This is a genomic window from Thalassotalea profundi, assembly GCF_014653195.1.
Classification (GTDB): Bacteria; Pseudomonadota; Gammaproteobacteria; order Enterobacterales; family Alteromonadaceae; genus Thalassotalea_B; species Thalassotalea_B profundi.
The window spans coordinates 147,412-168,759 of record NZ_BNAH01000007.1; the positions used below are offsets into that span (position 1 = coordinate 147,412).

A 21,348-nucleotide genomic window follows, 5' to 3' on the forward strand; every position below is an offset into this window, starting at 1 on the left:
CAGTAGTATGAATGAGTTAGTAAGTTCTGTGATCCACCAAATTGAACAAGTAGTTATTGGGAAAAAAACACAAGTTAAACTTGCTATTGCATGTATTTTTGCTAAAGGGCATTTGTTGATTGAAGACTTACCGGGGATGGGGAAAACCACCTTGGCTCATACCTTAGCTTCTACATTAAATTTAAGTTATCAACGAGTTCAGTTTACTAGTGATTTACTGCCAAGCGATGTTATTGGTGTATCAATTTTTGATACGCAAACACAAAGCTTTAAACTGCATAAGGGGCCTATTTTTAATCAGTTAGTATTAGCTGATGAAATAAATCGAGCAAGCCCAAAAACTCAGAGTGCTTTACTTGAAGCTATGGAAGAAAGTCGCGTTAGTATTGATGGTTCAACATATCAATTACCCGAACCATTTTTTGTTATTGCCACTCAAAACCCATTATTTCACTCGGGAACGTATTCTTTACCAGAGTCACAACTTGACCGTTTTATGATGCGACTTTCTTTAGGTTTTCCATCAATAGAGGCTGAAAAGAAGATTTTAACTAATGCTTTTGGCGCGATAGACTTTAGAACATTAAAGGCTTTTATTACCCCTGAGCAGTTAATCGAAATACAGAAACAAGTTCAACATATTTATATTTCAGATGCTGTGCTCGACTACGTTGTTGCTCTTTTACAGCAAAGTAGAGGAGGAGAGTATGACGTAAACCCATTATCTCCTAGAGCAGGAAAGGCATTAATATCGGCCGCAAAAGCGTGGGCATTTATCGAAGGTAGAGATCATCTTTTGCCTGATGATATACAAGCGGTATTTGTAGCAGTTTGCCAGCATAGACTTAACCCAGTATTTGATATGTCGTTAAGTAATATTAACGATGCTTCGCAACGAATAATAAATGCTGTAGATGCAATATCCCCTTCATTAACTTAATGCCTTGAGTGTAAATTAATGGGCTTTTTTACAGGATTAAAACAAACGTTAAAAGCTAAGTTTGAATATTGGTTAATTAAACGCATACCTAAAAATTCGACGCAAACCTTATCGGGCCGTAATATCTTTATTTTCCCAAGTAAGTTTGGTTTTGCTTATCTATTTTTTGTTTTATTGTTATTTATTCTAGGAACCAATTATCAAAATAATTTAATTATTTTGCTCAGCTATTTATTAGCTAGCGTATTTATGACTGCGATGTTGCAAAGTTATAGGAACTTATCGAACTTAACTCTTTCTGCCAAAACAAATACCTTACGGGGTTTTGCTGAAACATCATTGGATATACCTATTAGTTTAGAAACAAATAAAGAACGAATGGCGTATCAGTTGTTTTTTCAATCAAAGGTAGTACCTTCAGAGAATATCATTAAACAAAATGACTTTTTATCTAAGGAAACATGTTTAATACCTATTAAACTTGAGAAAAGAGGGCTATTTTCGTTACCTCGCTTAATTCTACAAAGCTACTATGGTCTGGGGCTTTTTAGGTGCTGGACTAGTGTTGATTTGAATATCTCTGTATTAATTTACCCTAAACCAGAACGACCACCTCAAATTAATATTGATCAATTGTTATCAAACAATAGAGATGTAAATTCTGATGACTTATCCAACGAAACACTCACTATTAAAAGTGGTGCGGATGAATTCAATGAGTTGATACCTTATAAACAAGGAGAATCATTAGCTAAAGTTGCTTGGAAACAGGTAGCAAGAGGTCAAGGTTGGTATACGAAAAACTATGACAGTGTAGAAAATAACACGCCTAATTGGCTGACATTAGATGCTTTACCTAAAGCACCTATTGAACAGCAATTACGCTGGCTCAGTTATTTAATCGTTGAATTACAAAAGCGAGAACAAGTGTTTGGTTTACTATTACACACAAAGACAATAGCACCAGATAAAGGAATTTCGCATAGCCATTTATGTTTAAAAGAGATTGCATTATATGGATGATACGATTGAAATAGCGGCTAAAAAACAGCAAGTTCAATGGAGTTTAGCAAAAAACACCCAGTTTTTATTAATGATAACGTTGGCATTGAATTGTTTATTGCTAATATTAGAACTTTCAAGCTGGCTAATTGCGTTTATCGTGATCAGTGTATTGTGGCAAAGCTGTATCTACTTCAAAGTTATCAGTCAGCCAAATAAATTGATAAAAATGTTAGTGTCTATCTCAGGTCTAATTTTATTAGCACTTTCAGCAAAAGGACTGGGCTTACTCAATAGTATGGTACATTTATTAGTGTTCTCATATTTGTTAAAACCCCTAGAAATTCATGCGCAAAAAGACTTTTATATTCAGGTGTTATTAGGAATATTTGTTCTTGTTACCTCTTTAGTTTTTATTCAATCTTTGTATTTTATGTTGTTGATTTTGCTAGTGCTAGTGACAAATTTTATGTTATTGATGAGTGCTTTTAAACAAACGGAAAGCTATAAAACCTTAGCTAAACAGGTGTCAAAAACGTTAGTAAAAAGCTTACCTCTTGCACTTATATTGTTTATTGGATTTCCTAAAATAGCACCATTTTGGCAAATGCCATCAGCTAAAAATGCTGAAGTAGGTTTGTCAGATGAAGTTAAAGTGGGAGATATCGCAAATTTAGCGCTTTCAAATAAACTAGCATTTAGAGTTGAATTTGAACAAGCACCACCTAACTACCAGCAAATGTACTGGCGAACTCTAGTCTTGGAAGACTTTGATGGTTCAAAATGGTATCAACAGAAAAAAAATCATAGATCTTGGCAGCGACAACCTAAGCGTGAAGAAGCTGAACTCTCATTGATTTCAGGGCTTTCAACATTACCTACTGTTAGTTATCAAATTATTGCTGAACCAAGTTACCAGAAATGGTTATTTGCTTTAAATGTTATGACTGATGCATCAAGCGAACAACAAAAACTCAATAAAAACGTAAATTTAACTTTATCAGCTGAAAAGATATTGAACTCTGTGACTAGTTATCAAGTTACGTCTGCGTTAACCAACCAAGTGAATACTCCATTATCTAGTGAAGTACGTTCACGAAATTTAGCTGTTTCAGTTACTAATAATCAGCAATTGGTTGCTGAAGGTAAACGCCTAAGAGAATTATATTCAGATGATTTAAACCTAGTAAATGCTGTACTTAGTCGATTTAATCAACAAAATTACCACTACACTTTAAACCCTCCTTTATTAAGTAATAATAACTTAGCTGAGTTTTATTTTGATACTAAAGCGGGATTTTGTGAGCATTATGCCAGCAGTTTTACTTATTTAATGAGAAGTGCAGGCATTCCCGCTAGAATGGTTTTAGGGTATATGGGGGGAGAATATAACGAGAGAGGGAACTACTTTAGTATTTATCAAAGAGATGCTCATGCATGGAGTGAAGTGTGGATTAAAGGTTTAGGATGGCAGCGAATAGATCCTACAGCCGCCGTAAGCCCTGAACGAGTTGAAAGAGGATTTTCTCAATCTTTACAACAAGAGCAAAGTTTACTTTCGAGTGATTTTTTATCATCGTTTAATACTAGCTTATGGTTTAGTCAGCTCCGCTATATGCTTGAGGCGATTGATTATCAGTGGACAAAATGGGTGGTAGGCTATTCAATTAATGATCAAATCAATGTGATTAAGCATATTTACTTGTTTTTTGCAGAGTATAAAAGCTTTTTAGCCACCTTAAGTTTATTACTGATATTTTTAGTGGTTATATTTATCGTGTTACGTATAAAGCATAAAAAATCTCAGCATTCACAAACTGCTTTGTTGTTGTATCAGTTAATGAGCCTTGCCACTAAAGTTGGAGTAGTTAAAAACCGTTCAATGACAATTGATCAATTTGCTTTGAAATTTATTGAGAAGAAACCTACTTTTAAATTAGCAATAGTTAGGTTTGTTGATGGTTATAAAAAACTTCAATACCAAGCATTATCTTCAGAAGAAAAGAAAAAAGAACTGACAAACTTAAAGCACTTATATCAACAATTAAGACAGCAAATAAAACACGAAATATAAATTGGGCACTTACATTTTATAAACCTTAATTTTAAGAAGAAACCTCATAGTCAGTACATCATAAAACCGTAATATTTTGATGTTTTAATACTTGTTATTAGAATAATTTGTTAGTAATTATTGAATAGTAAAAGGAATAAATAACATTACTTTTAGATTAAAAATGTCTTAGTCTAAATTGTTAGATAAAGTAATAGCTTACCTATTTATTTCTTAAAACTTGGTAATTTTAGCTTTTTCACATTTGTATAGTGACTCATTATTCGCTAGTTTTAAGTTATAGCTTTTATCAATGAGGTTACCGTTATGACGCATTATCATTCAGATAGTCAAACACAGTATGATATGGCAAAATTTATTTCTACAATCAGTTATTTAACTCTGGTTGGGTGGTTGGTTGCAATTGTTTTATATGGTAAAAATCACTCAACGTTGGCAAGTTTTCATTTACGCCAATCACTTGGCTTAATTGTTACGGCTGCCGTTTTATCCTTTATTCCTCTGTTTGGGTGGTTACTTAATCTTGTTGTGGCATTTTTTTGGTTTGTTGCCATTTATCACACTGTTTTAGGTCATAAGTTTTTAGTGCCAGTGTTAGGGCAGTTTTATCAAGAAAACCTTGACTTTATACGTTAAAAACAAATAGTACTTTCTTTGTTCTATCAATAAATTTATAACAGATTATTGTGGGCTTAATTGTTTATTTATCTAGAGTTATATGCGCTGGTGTGGTTAAATTTACTCATGGTTTTATGAAACGATTAAGCTAATTTGATACATTTATATCCTGCTAATAAAATGGAAAATTTATTAGCATTGCTTGATAAAGTTCATCAAGTTTCTCCTCTTCCGGTTTTCGCTAAAGAAGTGATTATTGTTCAAAATGCAGGCATGCAACATTGGTTGAATATGTCTTTAGCACAATCAAGGCAAATTAGCTTAGCGAATGAGTTTTTATTACCTGCTCAATTTCTTTGGCAACTTATGCGCTCATTAGCGAGTGCAGAAAAAGTCCCTGAGCAATCTCCATATTCACGAGAAGCCTTATGCTGGCGTATATATCAAGAGCTTGCTCATGAAGATATTATAGATAATGTAATCTACCAGCAGGTAACGCGTTACTGGTTACGGTGTGATGATAGTCGTTACAGTGATCAAGAATTAAAGCGCTATCAGTTGGCTTGTCAATTAGCTGATTTATATGAACAATATTTAATATTTCGCCCTCAATGGATTAATAATTGGTATCAAGGAAAAGGGCTAGATAATGAAAGCGATAGCCTACAGGAAAGTCTTGATAACAACTTTGAACAATTGTCTACTTGGCAAGCAGACTTATGGCTGAGGCTAACTAAGGAAACCCCATATAATCCTCTTGAATTAATGCAAAGCGCGATTGACAATATTGCAGATAATTTACATTTGTTACCTCAACGTATTTCATTTTTTGGTATTAATGCCATGGCACCTATGTGGCTAGAATTTATAAATGCCATTAGTGAACATACGCAAGTCCACTTTTTCCATTTAAATCCGTGTTTTAACTATTGGGGCGATATAAAAACTCAAAAACAAGCACTTCAGCATATGACACAATGGACTGAGGGCTATGATGATATTGCTAAACTTATTGGTAATCCCATTCTTGCAAACTTAGGTCAGCAAGGTCGTGAATTTCTGGCATTATTGCAACAATACTCAACGGTTGATATTGATGTTTATCAAAGCTTCCTTAATCAAAAAAAACATGTCTTTGATGACATTAATATTGAGCAAAGCCATAGTGTTTTATCGCAAATACAAGAAGATATATTAACGCTTTCCGATAGCTCTCAATTAACAAATCAGAAAGTTCATCAAGTAGATGACTCTATCGTATTTACTAGTGCCCATAGTGCACTACGTGAAGTGCAAGGATTACATGATTGGTTATTACATCAATTTAATACAGATAATTCACTGACTCCGAAAGATATACTCGTAATGTGTCCGCAGGTAGAGGAGTATGCTCCTTATATTCAAGCAGTTTTTGCTAATGGTTGGCAAGATCTGTCAGGTGATATACCTCCATTACCTTGCTCTATTTCAGACCGAGTTAGTAAAGAAAGTAACCCATTAGTTATCGCTTTTAGTGAGATTGTCTCTTTACCTGATAGTCGATTTTCTGTCTCACAAATATTATCTTGGTTACGTATTCCTGCTATTCAATCAAAATTTGGTTTTAGTTTAGAAGATCTTGAAAAATGTAGTCAATGGTTAAATGAGGCATGTGTTCATTGGGGACTTAACCAATCTCATAAGCAACAGCTATTAAACAGTGAAACGATATCAGGGCAGTTTACTTGGCAGTTTGGTTTTACAAAGTTATTACAAGGTTTTGCTTATGCTGATGAAGAATGTTTATACCATGATCATGTATTACTCGCTAATGTTGAAGGTAATGATGCATTAGTTCTAGGTAATTTAATGTTGTTTATTGAACAGTTGCAATTGTTTTCAGCATCATTATCTCAAGCAAAAACTCCCCAACAGTGGCATCAATATCTTACTAGTCTATTAGAACAATTGTTTGATGTGACTAATGAGTCGGCTGACGAATCTGGATTTGTTGCCATACATAATGCTATCGAATCTTTGGTCGAGTATTGTGAACATGCTCAATTTAGCGAAGCACTTGGATTGAATATCATTAAAGAGTTTCTGAATAATCACTTTAGCCAACCTGACGCAGGTCGGCAATTTATGGTAGGGCAAGTGACATTCTGCTCTATGCTGCCTATGAGAAGCATTCCTTTTAAAATAATTGCTGTGCTGGGTTTGAATGACGGTGAATTTCCTCGTCAACGCCAACCGTTAGGCTTTGATCTAATGTCTATGCAACGCAGTGAAATTGGTGACCGTTCACGTAGAGGCGATGATAAATATTTGTTTTTAGAAGCCATTATCTCTGCTAGAAAAGCACTTTATCTTAGTTTTCAAGGCCGTAATATAAAGAAAAACACGCCTAAAGAGCCCTCAGTAGTATTAAAAGAATTAATGAATTATTTAACTGCTGCTTTTGGTTGGGATTTTGATAATTCAGACGAGCGTCATGGCTTAAATCAAATTAGGCAGCTGCCTATGCAAGCCTTTAGTTTACGTAATTTTGTTGGTGAATATGCTAGTTTTGACCCTCACTGGTTATCATTAGGGCAAGTATTAGTTAAATCAGCAGAAGAAGCACGTTTTAATGAGTCAAATAATGATAGAAATGCCTCTTTTAATAGTGAAGACTCTAGGTATAACAAGCTTCCGGTAATTGCTTTTAATGATACTGAATTAAGTTTATCTGTTGCTGACCTTATTGCCTTTTATCACCATCCAGCAAAGTACTTTGCTAAGAGGCGCTTGAACTTATATTTAGCTCATGACAGTGTTGAACTTAGCGATGTGGAGCCATTCACTGCTAGCCGGTTGGAGAGTTATCTATTTAACCAAGAACTACTGACCCATCATTTGTATGATGAACCTGATGCTCTAGATGCTAATTTAGAACAAAGTATGTTGTTTGCCAAGGTAAGTGGGAAATTTCCAGAATTACCAACAATGGAAATAGAATATAAAAAATGGCTAGAAAATAGTCGAACATTAGCGGATGCTATTCATCAAAGTAGTGCTAACCAATCAACTGAATCACTCGACTATGTTGCTGGAGAGTTAAAACTGCCGATAGTCTTGCCAAACCGGCCAATGATTAACGTAACTTTGCACTACCAACTACCAGTAAAGGCGGATAATTGCCTATTTTATCGTTCATCTTCCGCCAAAATTAAAGATAAACTTTCTCTTTATATTCACCAGTTAGTTTTACAGATGGTGAAAACTTCAACATCAGAGCACCAGTTATCGCATGTAATTGCGACCAAAGGTTTCTATTTCAACACTAAGTCACAAAAGGTTGAACAATTTAAATGTCAGGACATAAAAGAGCCTGGTCGAAGTTTAGATGTTTTATTACGAACTTTTATTGAAGGGCTTGAGCGACCATTATTATTAAATGGCGAACTTGCTGAATTTATAACGAAAACAAAGAATTTAGAACAAACAGTGTTAGAAAGTTTTTGGAATAGCTCAAATAACAACTTTTGTTTAGGTAATGACCCCTATATGAATTATTTTTGGCCTGAATACCCTGAGTTGACTAATATTACCGAGCCGCTAATGAGTGTTTATGAACCTATTTTTACTCAGCTAACACAGGTGAGAAAATAATGAACAATACATTAATAGCTGAGCATTTACCGTTAGAGGGCCAACATTTAATTGAGGCCAGTGCAGGCACAGGTAAAACCTATAATATTACCCGTATTTATTTACGTTTATTATTGGAAAAAAAATTAACGGTTCAGCAAATACTTGTAATGACATTTACTAAAGATGCTACAGAAGAGCTTCGCGGTAGAATTGAAAACTTCATTCGTCAAGCGTTAACTCAATGGCAAACATTTGAAAAAGAAGATGCGTACTTTCAGGTGATTGCAGAGCGAGTATCTGAACCTGAACGTTTGCTTTTATTAAATAGAGCCCTCGTAAATATTGATGAAGCTGCTATTTTTACCATACATAGTTTTTGTAAGCGGGTATTAAATCAACACGCGTTTTTAAGTGGTGTTTCATTTTCTGCGCAGATGGAAGTGGATAGTAAAGAGTATGTTATTGAAATTTGTCGTGACTGGTATCGACAATTAGCGAATCAGTCTCCAGAAAAATATATGGCTATAGCAGGATACTGGCCAACACCCGAAAGTTTAATTCGGCAGTTTAATAAAGCGATTAATCATTACTGCTTACTTGATATTATTGATGAAGAGAAGATTAAACTAAGCTTTTTTGCTCAAGTTAAAGAAGTGCTTAAGACAATAGATAATAATATTGCTTTATTAACAACTTATTTAATTGACAGTAAAAAAGGCGCAGAGAAAACTAAAAGGCAAACAGAGTTAACTCATTTAATACAGTGGTTAAGTACTGCTTCAACAGACTTTTCTGTGATAGAAACTAAGTTTCCTGGAGATTTTTTAGATGGTCGACGTTTACCTCGCTCTGAAATAAAAGTTGAACTATCGGCAGCGCTATTACCGGCAAATAATTTAAAAAAGGCTATAAATACAATTATTAAAGCGGTATCAAAAGCAAAAGCTTTAGTCATAGTGCAAGCGGGTATATACAGCATGCGTGAGCAGCTGAATCAGTTAAAACAAGAAAAAAATATTTTAACCTTTGATGATCTTATCTCTACTTTAGCGACACAACTTAACCTTGCTAATGGAATTGATGATGGTACAACGGGCAATGCTACACTGGCTTCGACACTATTAAAGCAGTTTCCGGCTGCACTTGTTGATGAATTCCAAGATACTGATCCACTACAGTTTGATATTTTATCCGCTATTTACCATAAGCAATCCGACTCATCTTTATTTATGATTGGCGATCCGAAACAAGCTATTTATGGGTTTAGAGGGGGGGATGTCTTTGCTTATTTGAATGCGCGAGCAAAGTGCGATCAACAATGGGTGATGGATACCAATTGGCGTTCAAGTAAAAACATGATAACGGGTTATAACCGATTATTTTATGGTAATAACTTAAGAGAAAATCCCCGTGATGTTTTTGGTTACAATATAGCGTACCACCCAGTTAAAGCATCACCTAAAGCTGATGATAAACAGTTAGTTGACTTATCGTTTAATGCGTTACAATTTGTACATTTTGAATCAGAAGATAAAACAGTCCCGGCTAGTTATCGCCAAAAATTAGCGCGCTGGTGTGCGAATGAAATCACGCGTCTACTTTATACTAAAAATGAAAGTCAGCCACAAATCAAGGCCAAAGATATTGCTATCTTAGTGCGAGATGGTACCGAAGCAGCAGATATTAGAGCTGCACTTAATGAGGCTAATTTAGCCTGTGTTTACCTCAGTAATCGAGCAAACCTGTGGCAAAGTGAACAAAGTAAACAACTTTTATTAGTATTAAAAGGTATCTGTCATGCTGAAGATAATCACCAATTTTTGGCATCGTTAACCAGTCCTTTGTTAGGTATTGCTCCTCACTCTTATGTTGAACTTTTAAATGATGACATTCAATGGCAGTCATTAGCTGAACACTTTATTAAATTAAGATCATTATGGCGTAGCTATGGGTTTATCACTATGGCTTTGAAATTACTGCACGAATTGTTTAAGTTTAAACCTCAGCAAGAACGAGAACTGACGAATGTTTTACACTTATTTGAATTATTACAAACAGTGAGTCAACGTCTTCAACAACCTGAAGAACTCGTCCACTGGTTTGAACAACAAATTAGTCAAGACTTTACAGAAATTGAAGCAGAATTAAGGTTAGAAAGTGAAGAAGACCTTGTTAAGATTATTACTCAACATGGTTCGAAGGGCTTAGAATATCCTATTGTATTTGTACCTTATGCTACACGCCACAAAGATCCGCTAAAAGTTGCAAACACAAACGTTGAGTTAATAGAATATCATCAAAAAGATGGTGGTTTAACCTTAAGCCTAGACGGTTCGAAAGAAGCTAAACAGGCAATGAGTAACGAACAATATGCTGAATCAATACGTTTACTCTATGTCGCTGTAACTCGTGCTGAACAACGTTGTTATATCTTAACCACGAATTTTGATAAAAGTGAACTTTCACCATTAGGGCAAACTCTTGCTTGGCAAGCTGAGCAGAATATTCCAGAAAGTTTGGCTCAATTAGTGACTGATAACCCTGAAAGTATCGGCCTGATATCTATCAAAGATGAAGCTCTACCTTTAACAGTTGCACCAGATAATGTTGATCTATTCAACGTTAAGACTGCTCAGTTTACCGGCAAAATAGAAAGAAATTGGTGGTTAAGTTCTTTTACTGCACTAAGTCGCAACTTACGAGATATTGGAGTGTCCTCTCCTGATAGAGACTTATTTGAGTCAAATTCGTTATCAGATGAAATATATAATGCAGCAGAACTGCGTTTCGACTTAGTAAAAGGGGCAAAAACAGGTAATCTTTTACATGATATATTAGAGTTTGTTAACTTCTCGCACCCTAATTGGGAAGTTGCCATATCTTCACCCTTGATGCGTTTTGGTCATTTGGGTAACGGCTACCATGAAACCGAGTTAATTTCATGGCTTGATCAAGTTATCAAAACGCCATTAAATATGAATCATCAAGCATCAGACCTTATTGATACTGTACCCAATGATAGTTTTTGTTTGGCCAAGCTAAACCATAGCCAAACATTAAGAGAAGCGGAATTTTATTTCCCATTAGAAACAGCAAGTACCAAGGAATTAACGTCACTTTTATCTCAACATAGGTTAAGGGTTAACAATCATTTTAAGAGTGGTCAATCAATAGGATTACCCCCTCAGGTTTTATTACCTAATATTGCAACTTTACAGGGAATGATGCATGGCTTTATTGACTTGATTTTTGAACATAACGGTAAATATTATTTATGTGATTATAAAAGCAATCACTTGGGGGATAACTTTAGTGATTATAGTCCTGAAAAGCTAAGTCAAAGTATTCAAACCCACCATTATGATTTGCAATATCTGATATACAGTGTTGCCTTACATCGGTTTTTACAGCAAAAACTCTCTGATTATAGTATCGAAAAGCATTTTGGAGGTATCTACTATTTATATTTAAGGGGAATGTCCCCTAACAGTACTAATACAGGTGTATATTATTGTCAGCTTAGCCATGATGAACTCACACAAGTAGATAATGTGTTTTCAAATGAGGAATCACATCATATATTGACAAAACAAAGCGCTCAATTAAATAAGGAAATAAAATAATGAGTTTAATTGTTAACTCAATAGATATAAAGGAATTATCTCCTTATCCAAGCTTTAATTTAGCCCAACAACAGTTACATGACTTAGCTCCTATCGATTATTTTTTAGCAAAAGAGTTAGTTCTATCAACAAACTTCACTGTTAAAAGTAAAACATCGGGTGACGTTAATGTCATAAATAAGGATGAACTTACATTACTGTTTCATTTGATCATAGCGGTAAGTCATTCAATAAGAATAGGAAATAGTTGTCTTCCCTTAGTTCAGGTAGCAAACTCTCGAATAGGTTTTTATGCGGATGATAATGGCATTATTAGCCATCATGGCTATGCTTTTCCGTCTTTGGAGGAGATAAAACTATTATTAACATCTTTATCAACAAACCCTAAAGAAAATAAATTGATAATACTTTCAGAAAACGCACTATATTTACCACGCTATTATAAGTTTGAACAGGAGTTAAATAACTTTATAGCAAGCACTAAAAATAATGAAGTTTCATCGTCTAGGTACCCAGTAAATGAAATTCAACAATGCTTAAGTGAACTTTTTATATATGATACTAAAGAGAATGTTGATGCAGACATTGATTGGCAAAAAGTAGCGGTAGCAAATGCGTTAAATAAACGTTTTTCTATCATTGCAGGTGGCCCAGGAACTGGGAAGACTTACACCGTAACTAAGCTGTTGGCAGCTATAGTGTCATTAAATATGCAACAACCTTTAAATATTTCCCTGGTTGCGCCTACAGGAAAAGCAGCACAACGCTTAACCGAGTCGTTAATCAATGCAATTAATGGTTTTGAAGGAATCATTTCAACTCATATACTTGAGAAAATTCCTAGGCAAGCACAAACATTGCATCGTTTACTTGGTGTACTTCCTAATAAAGTTAATTTTCGCCACAATCAAAATAACCAATTAAATATTGATGTGTTAGTTGTTGATGAAGTGTCAATGGTCGATTTACCTATGATGGTTAGATTAATAAGAGCCTTGCCTTCTCATTGCCAGTTGATATTGTTAGGAGATGCTGACCAATTACCTTCGGTTGCCGTCGGGAATGTATTAGCTGATTTAGCGCCTCGACCACATAAGGGATATAGTAAAGCAAATAAAGACTATTTAACCCAGGTGACACAAAGTAAAGCCTTTAAATCATATAAAAATAATGCTTATGATCACGTTACTTTTTTAACTAAAAGTCGACGTTTTGATAAAGAAGGAATAGTAGGGCGCTTAGCTGAGTTTGTGATTAAAGGTGATGCAAGTAATAGTTGGCAATTGTTAGAGCGTAGTGAAAGTTCGCTATTACTTTCGTTAGATATAAATCAATGGTTACCTAAAATGGTAACGAAATATTATCAAGGTCTTGCAAAATGTCAGGATATTTCACAAGCTTTTGAAATGTTAGCGCAGTTTAGAATATTGTGCGCAACTCGCGTAGGTACAGAAGGTGTAGCAAATATAAATCAACAAATAGAACAAATTCTTTATACCAAAGGAAATCATCAAGCTAACAAACCATTTTACCATGGCAAACCGATTATGATCACCCAAAATGACTATGGTCTCGGTTTATTTAATGGTGATGTAGGATTAATTTGGACCGATGAAAAAGGCTTGTTAGTCGCTATTTTTGAGCAACCAGATGGTCATTACTTACGTGTACTTCCCGCAAGGTTGCCCTCATATGAAAGTGTTTATGCTATGACAATACATAAAACTCAAGGGAGTGAATTTCAACAATTAGTGATGATATTGCCGCAAAATAAAGAAAGTAAGATACTTTCAAGAGAATTACTATATACAGGCATTACCAGAGCTAAAAAGACATTACAAATAGCATCGGCAAAAACCACATGGTTTCAAGGTGTTGACACACAAGTTCAGCGTTACTCTGGTATACAATTAAAAATGGAAACTAATGAAAATTCAAAATATTAATAAAACAACTTATCGCAAACACCTTAACCAAATTATTATTGGCTTTATTGTTGTTCTTCTTTGCTTATCGTTATTTTTTGGTAGTGTTTTTGTCTATTTCTGGGGCGTGTCGCCGGAGCAAATAGTGAATGGTGAAAGTAATTTTCGTTTTAATTTATTAGGTGTGATATTGGCATTAATTAGTTGCTCAGCAATTCTTTATAACATTCGTACAAGTGAATTTTTTAAAGAGGTTTATTATGTTTGGCAGATGAAGCAGGTACAAAACTTAATTTATAGAAAGCTAAGAAAAATTACTTCAGCAGCTAAATATGATGATGTTAATGCTTTAATCATATTGCACTATTATTATGAAAGTTTAATACACATATATCAGTTAGATGATAATACGATTACACTCAATGAGTTAATTAAAAAACAACAAGCTGTAGAGCAACAAATTGAAGATAAAAAGTTAAATATTTCATCTTCTCAATTTGATAAGTCATTACTAACAAAATTTTAAAGCTCAATAATTAGGGAATAAAAGAATGATTGGTTACGTTACATTAGGCACAAATAACTTAGAAAAAGCATGTCAATTTTATGATCAACTTTTTGCCACTATCGGCGCTGGACGTTTTTTAGAAACCGAACAATTTGTTGCATGGGCAAATGCGCCGGATCAAGCAGGTGTTTCAATAACTAAACCTTTCGATGGTAAACCAGCTACAGTTGGAAATGGGGTGATGGTAGCACTTGTGATGGACTCAACGGAAAAGGTTGATGCTTTTTATCAAAAAGCCATTGAACTAGGGGCTACTTGTGAAGGAAAACCTGGACCAAGAGATGAAATTGATGGTTTCTATGCGGCATACTTTAGAGATTTAGATGGTAATAAATTAAATGCTTTTCATATGAATATGGGATCGTAATTTAATCAAGCAATACTAGCAGAATATGATTGTTGGCATTTGTTTATATGTGCTAAATAAAATTAGCCGTAACATTATTAAAGGTAAAAATTTTCTATATGAAAAAATTAAAAAATGAATCAGCGTTGTTGAAAAAGGCAATTACTATAGGTGAAAAATATGCGCTTAATAGAGGCTATAAAGGTTTTTCTGAAACTGACGCCGCTAAAGAAAAAGTAGAAGTGCTTTACCGACTACTTGTTCAAGATAAATTAATACATCCATTAGCAGAGAGTGAAGAAAATTTATTGAACATGAAACATAAGCTTGCCTTGTGGATCGCTAAACAATTACCTACTGATCATCCTTTACTCCAATAAATAAAACCTTGGCAATAGCATTATTTATTAGCTTATAAATTTAAATAAAAACGCAGGTAGAAATAAAGATGAAAAAATTAATTATAACAACATTATTTACTTTACCCATTATGAGCTTAAGTAGTTTAAGTTCATTGAGCTTTGCTCAAGAACAACCTTTTGCTATCGCCATCCACGGAGGTGCCGGCACTATTGATAAAAGTAAAATGACGCCAGAAAAGCGTGTGGCTTATGAAAAAACACTTTCATTAGCATTAGATGCGGGTTATCAGTTATTGTCCGAAGGAAAATCTAGCCAACAAGCCATTATTGCTGCGATTCAAATCATGGAAGAATCGCCATTATTTAATGCAGGAAAAGGGGCAGTTTATACCTACGAAGGTACACATGAATTAGATGCATCAATTATGGATGGAAGAACCTTAAATGCCGGCGCTGTGTCAGGGGTTAAAACAGTAAAGAGTCCAATAGCACTTGCACAACGCGTTATGGACGAATCTGTTCACGTTATGTTAAGTGGTAAAGGCGCTGAAACTTTTGCACAAGAGCAAGGGTTAGCATTAGTTGAAAATAGCTACTTTAATACCGATAGTCGCTATCAATCACTATTAAAAGCTAAAGAAAAACTTAAAAAGTCACTTGAAGCAACTAAAAACTATCAGGCCGCACATCAATCACTCCCTAATGAATATAAAATGGGTACAGTAGGCGCCGTTGCTCTTGATAAAGCCGGTAATATTGCTGCAGGAACGTCAACCGGTGGCATGACAGCTAAACGTTATGGAAGAGTTGGTGATGCGCCTATTATTGGTGCTGGCACATATGCTAACAACGAAAGTTGTGCGGTATCAGCCACAGGACATGGTGAATATTTTATTCGTTATCATGTAGCAGCAGATATTTGTGCTCGTATGCAATATCAACAAAAATCATTGAATGAAGCCGCAGATACTGTAATTAATAAAGTTCTTGTGAAAGCTGGTGGTACGGGGGGCGTTATTGCTATTGATGCAAAAGGTAATATTGCAATGCCATTTAACACATCAGGCATGTATCGAGGTAGTAAAACATCATCAGGTAAGACATTTGTGGGGATTTTTCAAGATGAAAAATAGTCATTTCTTTATATTATTATCGACACTATTTTTTGTAAATGCTTGTTCTGATGATGTAGGGAAAGTGAGTTTAGGCTTATTTACCACTAAAGATGTCATTATTGTAGCTCAGCAAGATCCAATCGTTAAAGGTGTTACCTGTCATATTTCGCATATAGAAGCAAATCTAGATTTTTCAGATCCCTCAGATATGTCAATAGCGTGCAGGCAAACAGGACCAATAACTACAGAGCAAGTAGCTGAAATAGATAAATCTAAAAATGGGGAAATTGTTTTTAAAAAATCTAAAAGTATTCTGTTTAAGAGTTTAAAAGTTCGCCGTATTTATGATGCAGAGCATAAAAGCTTAATCTATCTTTCTTATTCTACTAAAGAGTCAAGTGGTAGCCACCATCATTCTTTATCAACAGTACCATTATATAATACAGAAGCTTGGCAATGGGCGAATGCTAATCAAGTTCAGTAACTATTTGTTATTTATTGGACAATAATTTGATAAATATAGGAATTATTTTGTAAATGGGTCTATGGTTAAAGTGAGTTTAATTAACACGTTATTATGTGGAATATTGGTATAACAAAGTTAAGCAAAGGAACATCTATGGAATCATTACAAGTAAAAGAATATATGAACCATTATCCCGTCACTTTTACGCCAGAAATGGCGGTTGAAGAGGCATCGTTAAGATTTTTGAAAACTAAGCAAATCGGTGGTCCGGTTATCGATAAAGATCATCATTTAATTGGCTTTTTATCAGAAAGTGAAGTGTTAGCTAAATTAATTGAATCAACGTATCACAATGTTCACTCAGCTAATGTGGAAGACTTGATGCGTAAAGACGTATTAAGTGTAAAACCATACGATAATGTCATCGAGCTTGGACAAAACATGCTTAAAAATAAACCTAAAGTTTACCCAGTCGTTGATGATAATGGTAATTTATTAGGCACAATTTGTCGTAACGATGTACTTTCTGCTATTGACCGTCATTTACGTTCAGGCTTTAAGGTGGGAGCATAAAGTCTATATTTTTGTAAATATACAACAATAAAAGGTTAGGCTAGCACGTCGCATTTGCTCAGAGGGAAATTAAAGTGTTTGTTGATACTATCACCATACTCTCTGGGCATTTATCACTGCAATTTATCCTATAAACTGATAAACTTCATTTTTTGATTGTTTACTTAGAGTTTGTCTTTTGTCTGCCTCTGAATTTTCTGATGATAACCTGTCTATTGATGGCCTATATCAACAATTAACACATGTTAAATTGGCTGATATTGCTCGCTTAAAAAGCCGTTTGAATGGCGTAAAAAAATTAACCAATGCTGATAAACAGCAAAAAGTATTACGAACTATTGAAACACAAATCCAACAATCAATTGCTAGTAAAGCTTTTAAACTCAGTAATAAGCCGGTAGTACAGTACCCTGAAACTTTACCTGTTAGTCAAAATGTTGATGTTATCGCCCAAGCAATTTTAAATAACCAAGTTGTTATTATTGCCGGTGAAACAGGTTCAGGTAAAACGACTCAAATTCCCAAAATATGTTTAGCTCTTGGTCGTGGCGTAGAAGGTAAAATCGGTCATACACAACCACGACGAATTGCAGCGCGAACAGTTGCCACCCGTATCGCCGACGAATTAAACACACCATTAGGTAAAACAGTTGGTTATAAAGTTAGATTCAACGATATGGTTGATGAGAACAGCTTTATTAAACTTATGACTGATGGTGTTTTGTTGGCAGAAATGCAAACCGATAGGTTATTACGACAATACGATACCATTATTATTGATGAAGCCCACGAGCGTAGTTTAAATATTGATTTTATATTAGGTTACTTACGTTCAATTTTACCTAAACGTCCTGACTTAAAAGTAATTATTACTTCAGCAACCATTGACCCTGAGCGTTTCGCCGAACATTTTAAGTCGGCTGAAGGTAAGCCAGCACCCATCATTGAGGTTTCTGGGCGTACATTCCCAGTAGAAATGCGTTATCGTCCTCTGATAGAACAGGGGGATGATGTCGATATGATCTCAGGGATCGTTAATGCTATCGAAGAGTTATCATCCTTAGATAAAGGGGATATTTTAATCTTCCTCAATGGCGAGCGTGAAATACGAGATACAGCTTACGCGTTAGAGAAAGAGAAGTTTCCTCATACACAAATATTGCCATTGTATTCACGCTTAACGGTACAAGAGCAAAATAAAATATTTTTACCCCACACCGGTCGTAATATCGTGTTAGCGACAAACGTTGCTGAAACCAGTTTAACCGTGCCTGGAATAAAGTATGTTATCGATCCCGGTACAGCAAGAATATCACGTTATAGTTATCGTACTAAAGTACAAAGGTTACCTATAGAGCCTATTTCGCAAGCCAGCGCTAATCAAAGGGCAGGGCGTTGTGGACGTGTTTCATCAGGCGTCTGTATTAGGCTATATTCTGAAGAAGATTACTTATCACGCAGTGAGTTTACTGATCCTGAAATATTACGTACTAATTTAGCTACTGTTATTTTACAAATGCTAGCGCTGGATTTGGGCAGTATCGGAGATTTTCCTTTTTTACAGCCACCGGATAATCGAAACATTACTGATGGTATTCGTTTGCTTGATGAATTAGCTGCCATTGAACACATTGGCGCAAAAACACGCTTAACGAAAACAGGGCGCACATTAGCTAAATTCCCGGTTGATCCACGATTAGCAAAAATGGTGTTAACAGCCATAGAAATGGGATGTGTTAAGCAAATATTTGTGATTGTTGCTGCACTAAGTATTCAAGATCCAAGAGAAAGGCCCCACGAAAAACAACAAGCGGCTGATGAAAAACATAATCGATTTAAAGATAAGCAATCTGATTTTATAACATTCTTAAACTTATGGACTTATGTTAATGACCAGCAACGTGAGTTATCGAACAGCCAGTTTAGAAAGTTATGTCAAAAAGAGTTTTTATCTTATATCCGTATCCGAGAATGGCAAGATATCGTTAGCCAATTAAAGTTAACCTTAAAAGATCAAAATATTGCGCTTACTTCATTAAATATGGAGTCTGAAAGTGCTAATGACACGCTACATCAAGCAATATTATCTGGTTTATTAAGTCATTTAGGGCAACAAGACGAGAATAAAGAGTTTAAAGGGGCTCGCGGCAGTAAATTCTTTATATTTCCGGGCTCTGCACTTGCTAAAAAACCACCTAAATGGATTATGGCGGCTGAACTGGTTGAAACCAGTAGACTTTTTGCGCGAATGGCTGGAAAAATAGAGGTTCAATGGATAGAGCCTTTAGCCAAGCATTTATTAAAATATAGTTATAGCGAACCGCACTGGGAAAAGAAACAAGGTGCAGTAATGGCTTTTGAACAAGCTACCTTGTATGGCTTGATCATTATCGCTAAACGTAAAGTTAATTTTAATAAAATTGAACCGAAAACATGTCGAGAAATATTCATTCGAGAAGCCTTAGTTAATGGCGATTCTACGATTAATGAAAAATTTGCTCAAAAAAATAAGCAACTCATTGCAGATATTGAAAAATTAGAGCAAAAGGCACGTAGAAAAGACTTTTTAGTAGACGAACAGCAGTTATATGAGTTTTTCGATGAAAAATTACCAGAGAGTGTTATTTGTCAACGTAGCTTTTTATCGTGGTGGAAGAAAACTAAGCAACAACAACCGAATTTATTATTATTTACTAAAGCCTTTTTATTAAATGAAAGTGATGAAGCTGTTAACAAAGAGAAATTTCCGGATTTCTGGCAGCAAGGCGCATTATCTTTACCTTTAAGTTATCATTTTTCACCAGGTGATATTGATGATGGTATCAGTGTTTCTATTCCCATTAGTTTATTAAATCAAGTGCAAAATCAAGGTTTTGATTGGTTAATACCTGCTATGCGTTATGAGTTAATTATTGCGTATATTAAAGGTTTACCAAAAACACTACGTCGTAATTTTGTGCCTGCCCCTAATTACGCTGAAGCTTGTTTAGCAGCTATTTCCCCTAACGGGCAAGCGTTTAGTGATGCTTTAGGCAAACACTTATTAAGAATGACAGGTGTACGTATCGATGATGAACACTGGCAGCAGATTGAGTTACCTCAGCATTTAATTTTAAATTTTAAAGTTATTAATGATAAAAATAAATTGGTGGCACAGGGACGTAATTTAGATGAATTAAAAAATCAGTTACAAGGGAAAGTTAAAGCGTCAATTAAGTCAGTTGCTGATAAGGGCATAGAGCGTGAGAATATTGTGCAATGGGATTTTGATGCTATCCCGGAAAATTACCAAAAGAAAGTCGCTAATCTTACCATTAAAGCTTTTCCCGCTTTAGTTGATAAAAATAAAACGGTGGCAATTGAATTATTTGAGCAAGCAGCAGTAGCAGAACAAGCTATGTTAGAAGGGCTAAGTCGATTAGTTTTATTAAATATACCTTCACCATTAAAATATTTACAAGAAAAGTTACCGAATAAAGCTAAATTGGGTATGTATTTTAATCCGTTTGGTTCGATTAAAGATCTGCTTGATGATTGTATTGTGGCTGCTTGTCAGTATTTAATTCAACAACATGGGGAGCTGGCTAGAAACGAAGAAGCATTTACCATCACCAAAGATTATGTAAGAGCTGAGATATCTGATTGCGTTTTACAGGCTGCAATTACCGTTGAACAAATTTTATCTTTAACTCACGATATTAATAAAAAGCTAAAAGGCAAAGTTTCTTTAAATGTTATTCAATCACAAGGAGATATCAAACAGCAGTTACAAGCATTAGTACATAAAGGCTTTGTGACACAATCTGGTTTAAATAAATTGCCTGATATTTTACGTTATTTACAAGCGATCATTCGACGTTTAGAGAAGTTATCAATTGATCCAAACCAAGATCGGTTAAAACTCATTGAAGTAGAAAAGGTGAGTGAAAGTTATCAGTTATTGCTAGCGAATCAGCGCAAAGACATACCTATTAATAAAGCAATAGCAGAAACTCGCTGGATGATAGAAGAGCTCAGGGTGTCATTATTTGCACAGAATTTGAAAACACCGTATCCGATCTCTGTTAAACGTATCGTTAATCATTTAAATCAGTTTTAATATATGCTCTGTTGACAGCGAG

Annotated in this window: 14 protein-coding genes; all 14 read left to right on the forward strand. The window is 34.9% G+C overall.

Going from position 1 to position 21,348, the window contains the following annotated elements:
- The first annotated feature begins 7 nt into the window (after positions 1-7).
- The 14 genes from IE155_RS10400 to hrpA all read left to right on the forward strand — a co-directional run bounded on the left by IE155_RS10400 (position 8) and on the right by hrpA (position 21,326).
- Positions 8-940 carry an AAA family ATPase gene (locus IE155_RS10400; RefSeq protein WP_189378193.1) on the forward strand — a complete coding sequence of 311 codons (933 nt, stop codon included), beginning with the start codon at positions 8-10 and terminating at the stop codon, positions 938-940.
- A gap of 18 nt (positions 941-958) precedes the next feature.
- Positions 959-1,963, forward strand: coding sequence for a DUF58 domain-containing protein (locus tag IE155_RS10405; protein ID WP_189378194.1), 1,005 nt, complete (start codon positions 959-961; stop codon positions 1,961-1,963).
- Positions 1,956-4,016, forward strand: coding sequence for a transglutaminase TgpA family protein (locus IE155_RS10410; RefSeq protein ID WP_189378195.1), 2,061 nt, complete (start codon positions 1,956-1,958; stop codon positions 4,014-4,016). The genes IE155_RS10405 and IE155_RS10410 overlap by 8 nt, the downstream gene beginning before the upstream one ends.
- Before the next feature lie 306 nt (positions 4,017-4,322).
- Positions 4,323-4,652, forward strand: coding sequence for a hypothetical protein (locus IE155_RS10415; RefSeq protein WP_189378196.1), 330 nt, complete (start codon positions 4,323-4,325; stop codon positions 4,650-4,652).
- A gap of 135 nt (positions 4,653-4,787) precedes the next feature.
- Positions 4,788-8,267, forward strand: a complete 3,480-nt coding sequence (gene recC, locus IE155_RS10420; protein WP_268245251.1) for an exodeoxyribonuclease V subunit gamma — start codon at positions 4,788-4,790, stop codon at positions 8,265-8,267.
- Positions 8,267-11,872, forward strand: a complete 3,606-nt coding sequence (gene recB, locus IE155_RS10425; protein ID WP_189378198.1) for an exodeoxyribonuclease V subunit beta — start codon at positions 8,267-8,269, stop codon at positions 11,870-11,872. Before recC ends, recB begins: the two co-directional genes overlap by 1 nt.
- On the forward strand, positions 11,872-13,818 hold the full coding sequence (gene recD, locus IE155_RS10430) for an exodeoxyribonuclease V subunit alpha (RefSeq protein ID WP_189378199.1): 1,947 nt from the start codon (positions 11,872-11,874) through the stop codon (positions 13,816-13,818). Before recB ends, recD begins: the two co-directional genes overlap by 1 nt.
- Positions 13,799-14,323: a DUF3087 family protein gene (locus IE155_RS10435; protein ID WP_189378200.1), complete on the forward strand. Its 525-nt coding sequence runs from the start codon at positions 13,799-13,801 to the stop codon at positions 14,321-14,323. The genes recD and IE155_RS10435 overlap by 20 nt, the downstream gene beginning before the upstream one ends.
- 25 nt (positions 14,324-14,348) lie before the next feature.
- Positions 14,349-14,732, forward strand: a complete 384-nt coding sequence (locus IE155_RS10440) for a VOC family protein (RefSeq protein ID WP_189378201.1) — start codon at positions 14,349-14,351, stop codon at positions 14,730-14,732.
- Positions 14,733-14,830: 98 nt separating this feature from the next.
- Entirely contained in the window at positions 14,831-15,091 is a 261-nt protein-coding gene (locus tag IE155_RS10445) for a DUF5062 family protein (protein WP_189378202.1), read from the forward strand.
- Positions 15,092-15,159: 68 nt separating this feature from the next.
- The gene (locus tag IE155_RS10450) at positions 15,160-16,206 is read left to right on the forward strand and encodes an isoaspartyl peptidase/L-asparaginase family protein (RefSeq protein WP_189378203.1); all 1,047 of its coding nucleotides are present in this window, start codon (positions 15,160-15,162) and stop codon (positions 16,204-16,206) included.
- A complete protein-coding gene (locus tag IE155_RS10455) occupies positions 16,196-16,672 on the forward strand; it encodes a CreA family protein (protein WP_189378204.1) in 477 nt (158 codons plus the stop codon). The genes IE155_RS10450 and IE155_RS10455 overlap by 11 nt, the downstream gene beginning before the upstream one ends.
- A 135-nt stretch (positions 16,673-16,807) precedes the next feature.
- A complete protein-coding gene (locus tag IE155_RS10460; protein WP_189378205.1) occupies positions 16,808-17,227 on the forward strand; it encodes a CBS domain-containing protein in 420 nt (139 codons plus the stop codon).
- A 178-nt stretch (positions 17,228-17,405) separates the two neighbouring features.
- Positions 17,406-21,326, forward strand: coding sequence for an ATP-dependent RNA helicase HrpA (gene hrpA, locus IE155_RS10465; protein ID WP_229817211.1), 3,921 nt, complete (start codon positions 17,406-17,408; stop codon positions 21,324-21,326).
- Positions 21,327-21,348: the final 22 nt, after the last annotated feature.

Coding starts and splice junctions, on each gene's coding strand:
- IE155_RS10440 (WP_189378201.1), top strand. CDS start 14,349: ATGATTGGTTACGTTACATTAGGCACAAATAACTTAGAAAAAGCATGT.
- IE155_RS10405 (WP_189378194.1), top strand. CDS start 959: ATGGGCTTTTTTACAGGATTAAAACAAACGTTAAAAGCTAAGTTTGAA.
- recB (WP_189378198.1), top strand. CDS start 8,267: ATGAACAATACATTAATAGCTGAGCATTTACCGTTAGAGGGCCAACAT.
- IE155_RS10445 (WP_189378202.1), top strand. CDS start 14,831: ATGAAAAAATTAAAAAATGAATCAGCGTTGTTGAAAAAGGCAATTACT.
- IE155_RS10450 (WP_189378203.1), top strand. CDS start 15,160: ATGAAAAAATTAATTATAACAACATTATTTACTTTACCCATTATGAGC.
- recD (WP_189378199.1), top strand. CDS start 11,872: ATGAGTTTAATTGTTAACTCAATAGATATAAAGGAATTATCTCCTTAT.
- IE155_RS10455 (WP_189378204.1), top strand. CDS start 16,196: ATGAAAAATAGTCATTTCTTTATATTATTATCGACACTATTTTTTGTA.
- IE155_RS10460 (WP_189378205.1), top strand. CDS start 16,808: ATGGAATCATTACAAGTAAAAGAATATATGAACCATTATCCCGTCACT.
- IE155_RS10435 (WP_189378200.1), top strand. CDS start 13,799: ATGAAAATTCAAAATATTAATAAAACAACTTATCGCAAACACCTTAAC.
- IE155_RS10400 (WP_189378193.1), top strand. CDS start 8: ATGAATGAGTTAGTAAGTTCTGTGATCCACCAAATTGAACAAGTAGTT.
- IE155_RS10415 (WP_189378196.1), top strand. CDS start 4,323: ATGACGCATTATCATTCAGATAGTCAAACACAGTATGATATGGCAAAA.
- IE155_RS10410 (WP_189378195.1), top strand. CDS start 1,956: ATGGATGATACGATTGAAATAGCGGCTAAAAAACAGCAAGTTCAATGG.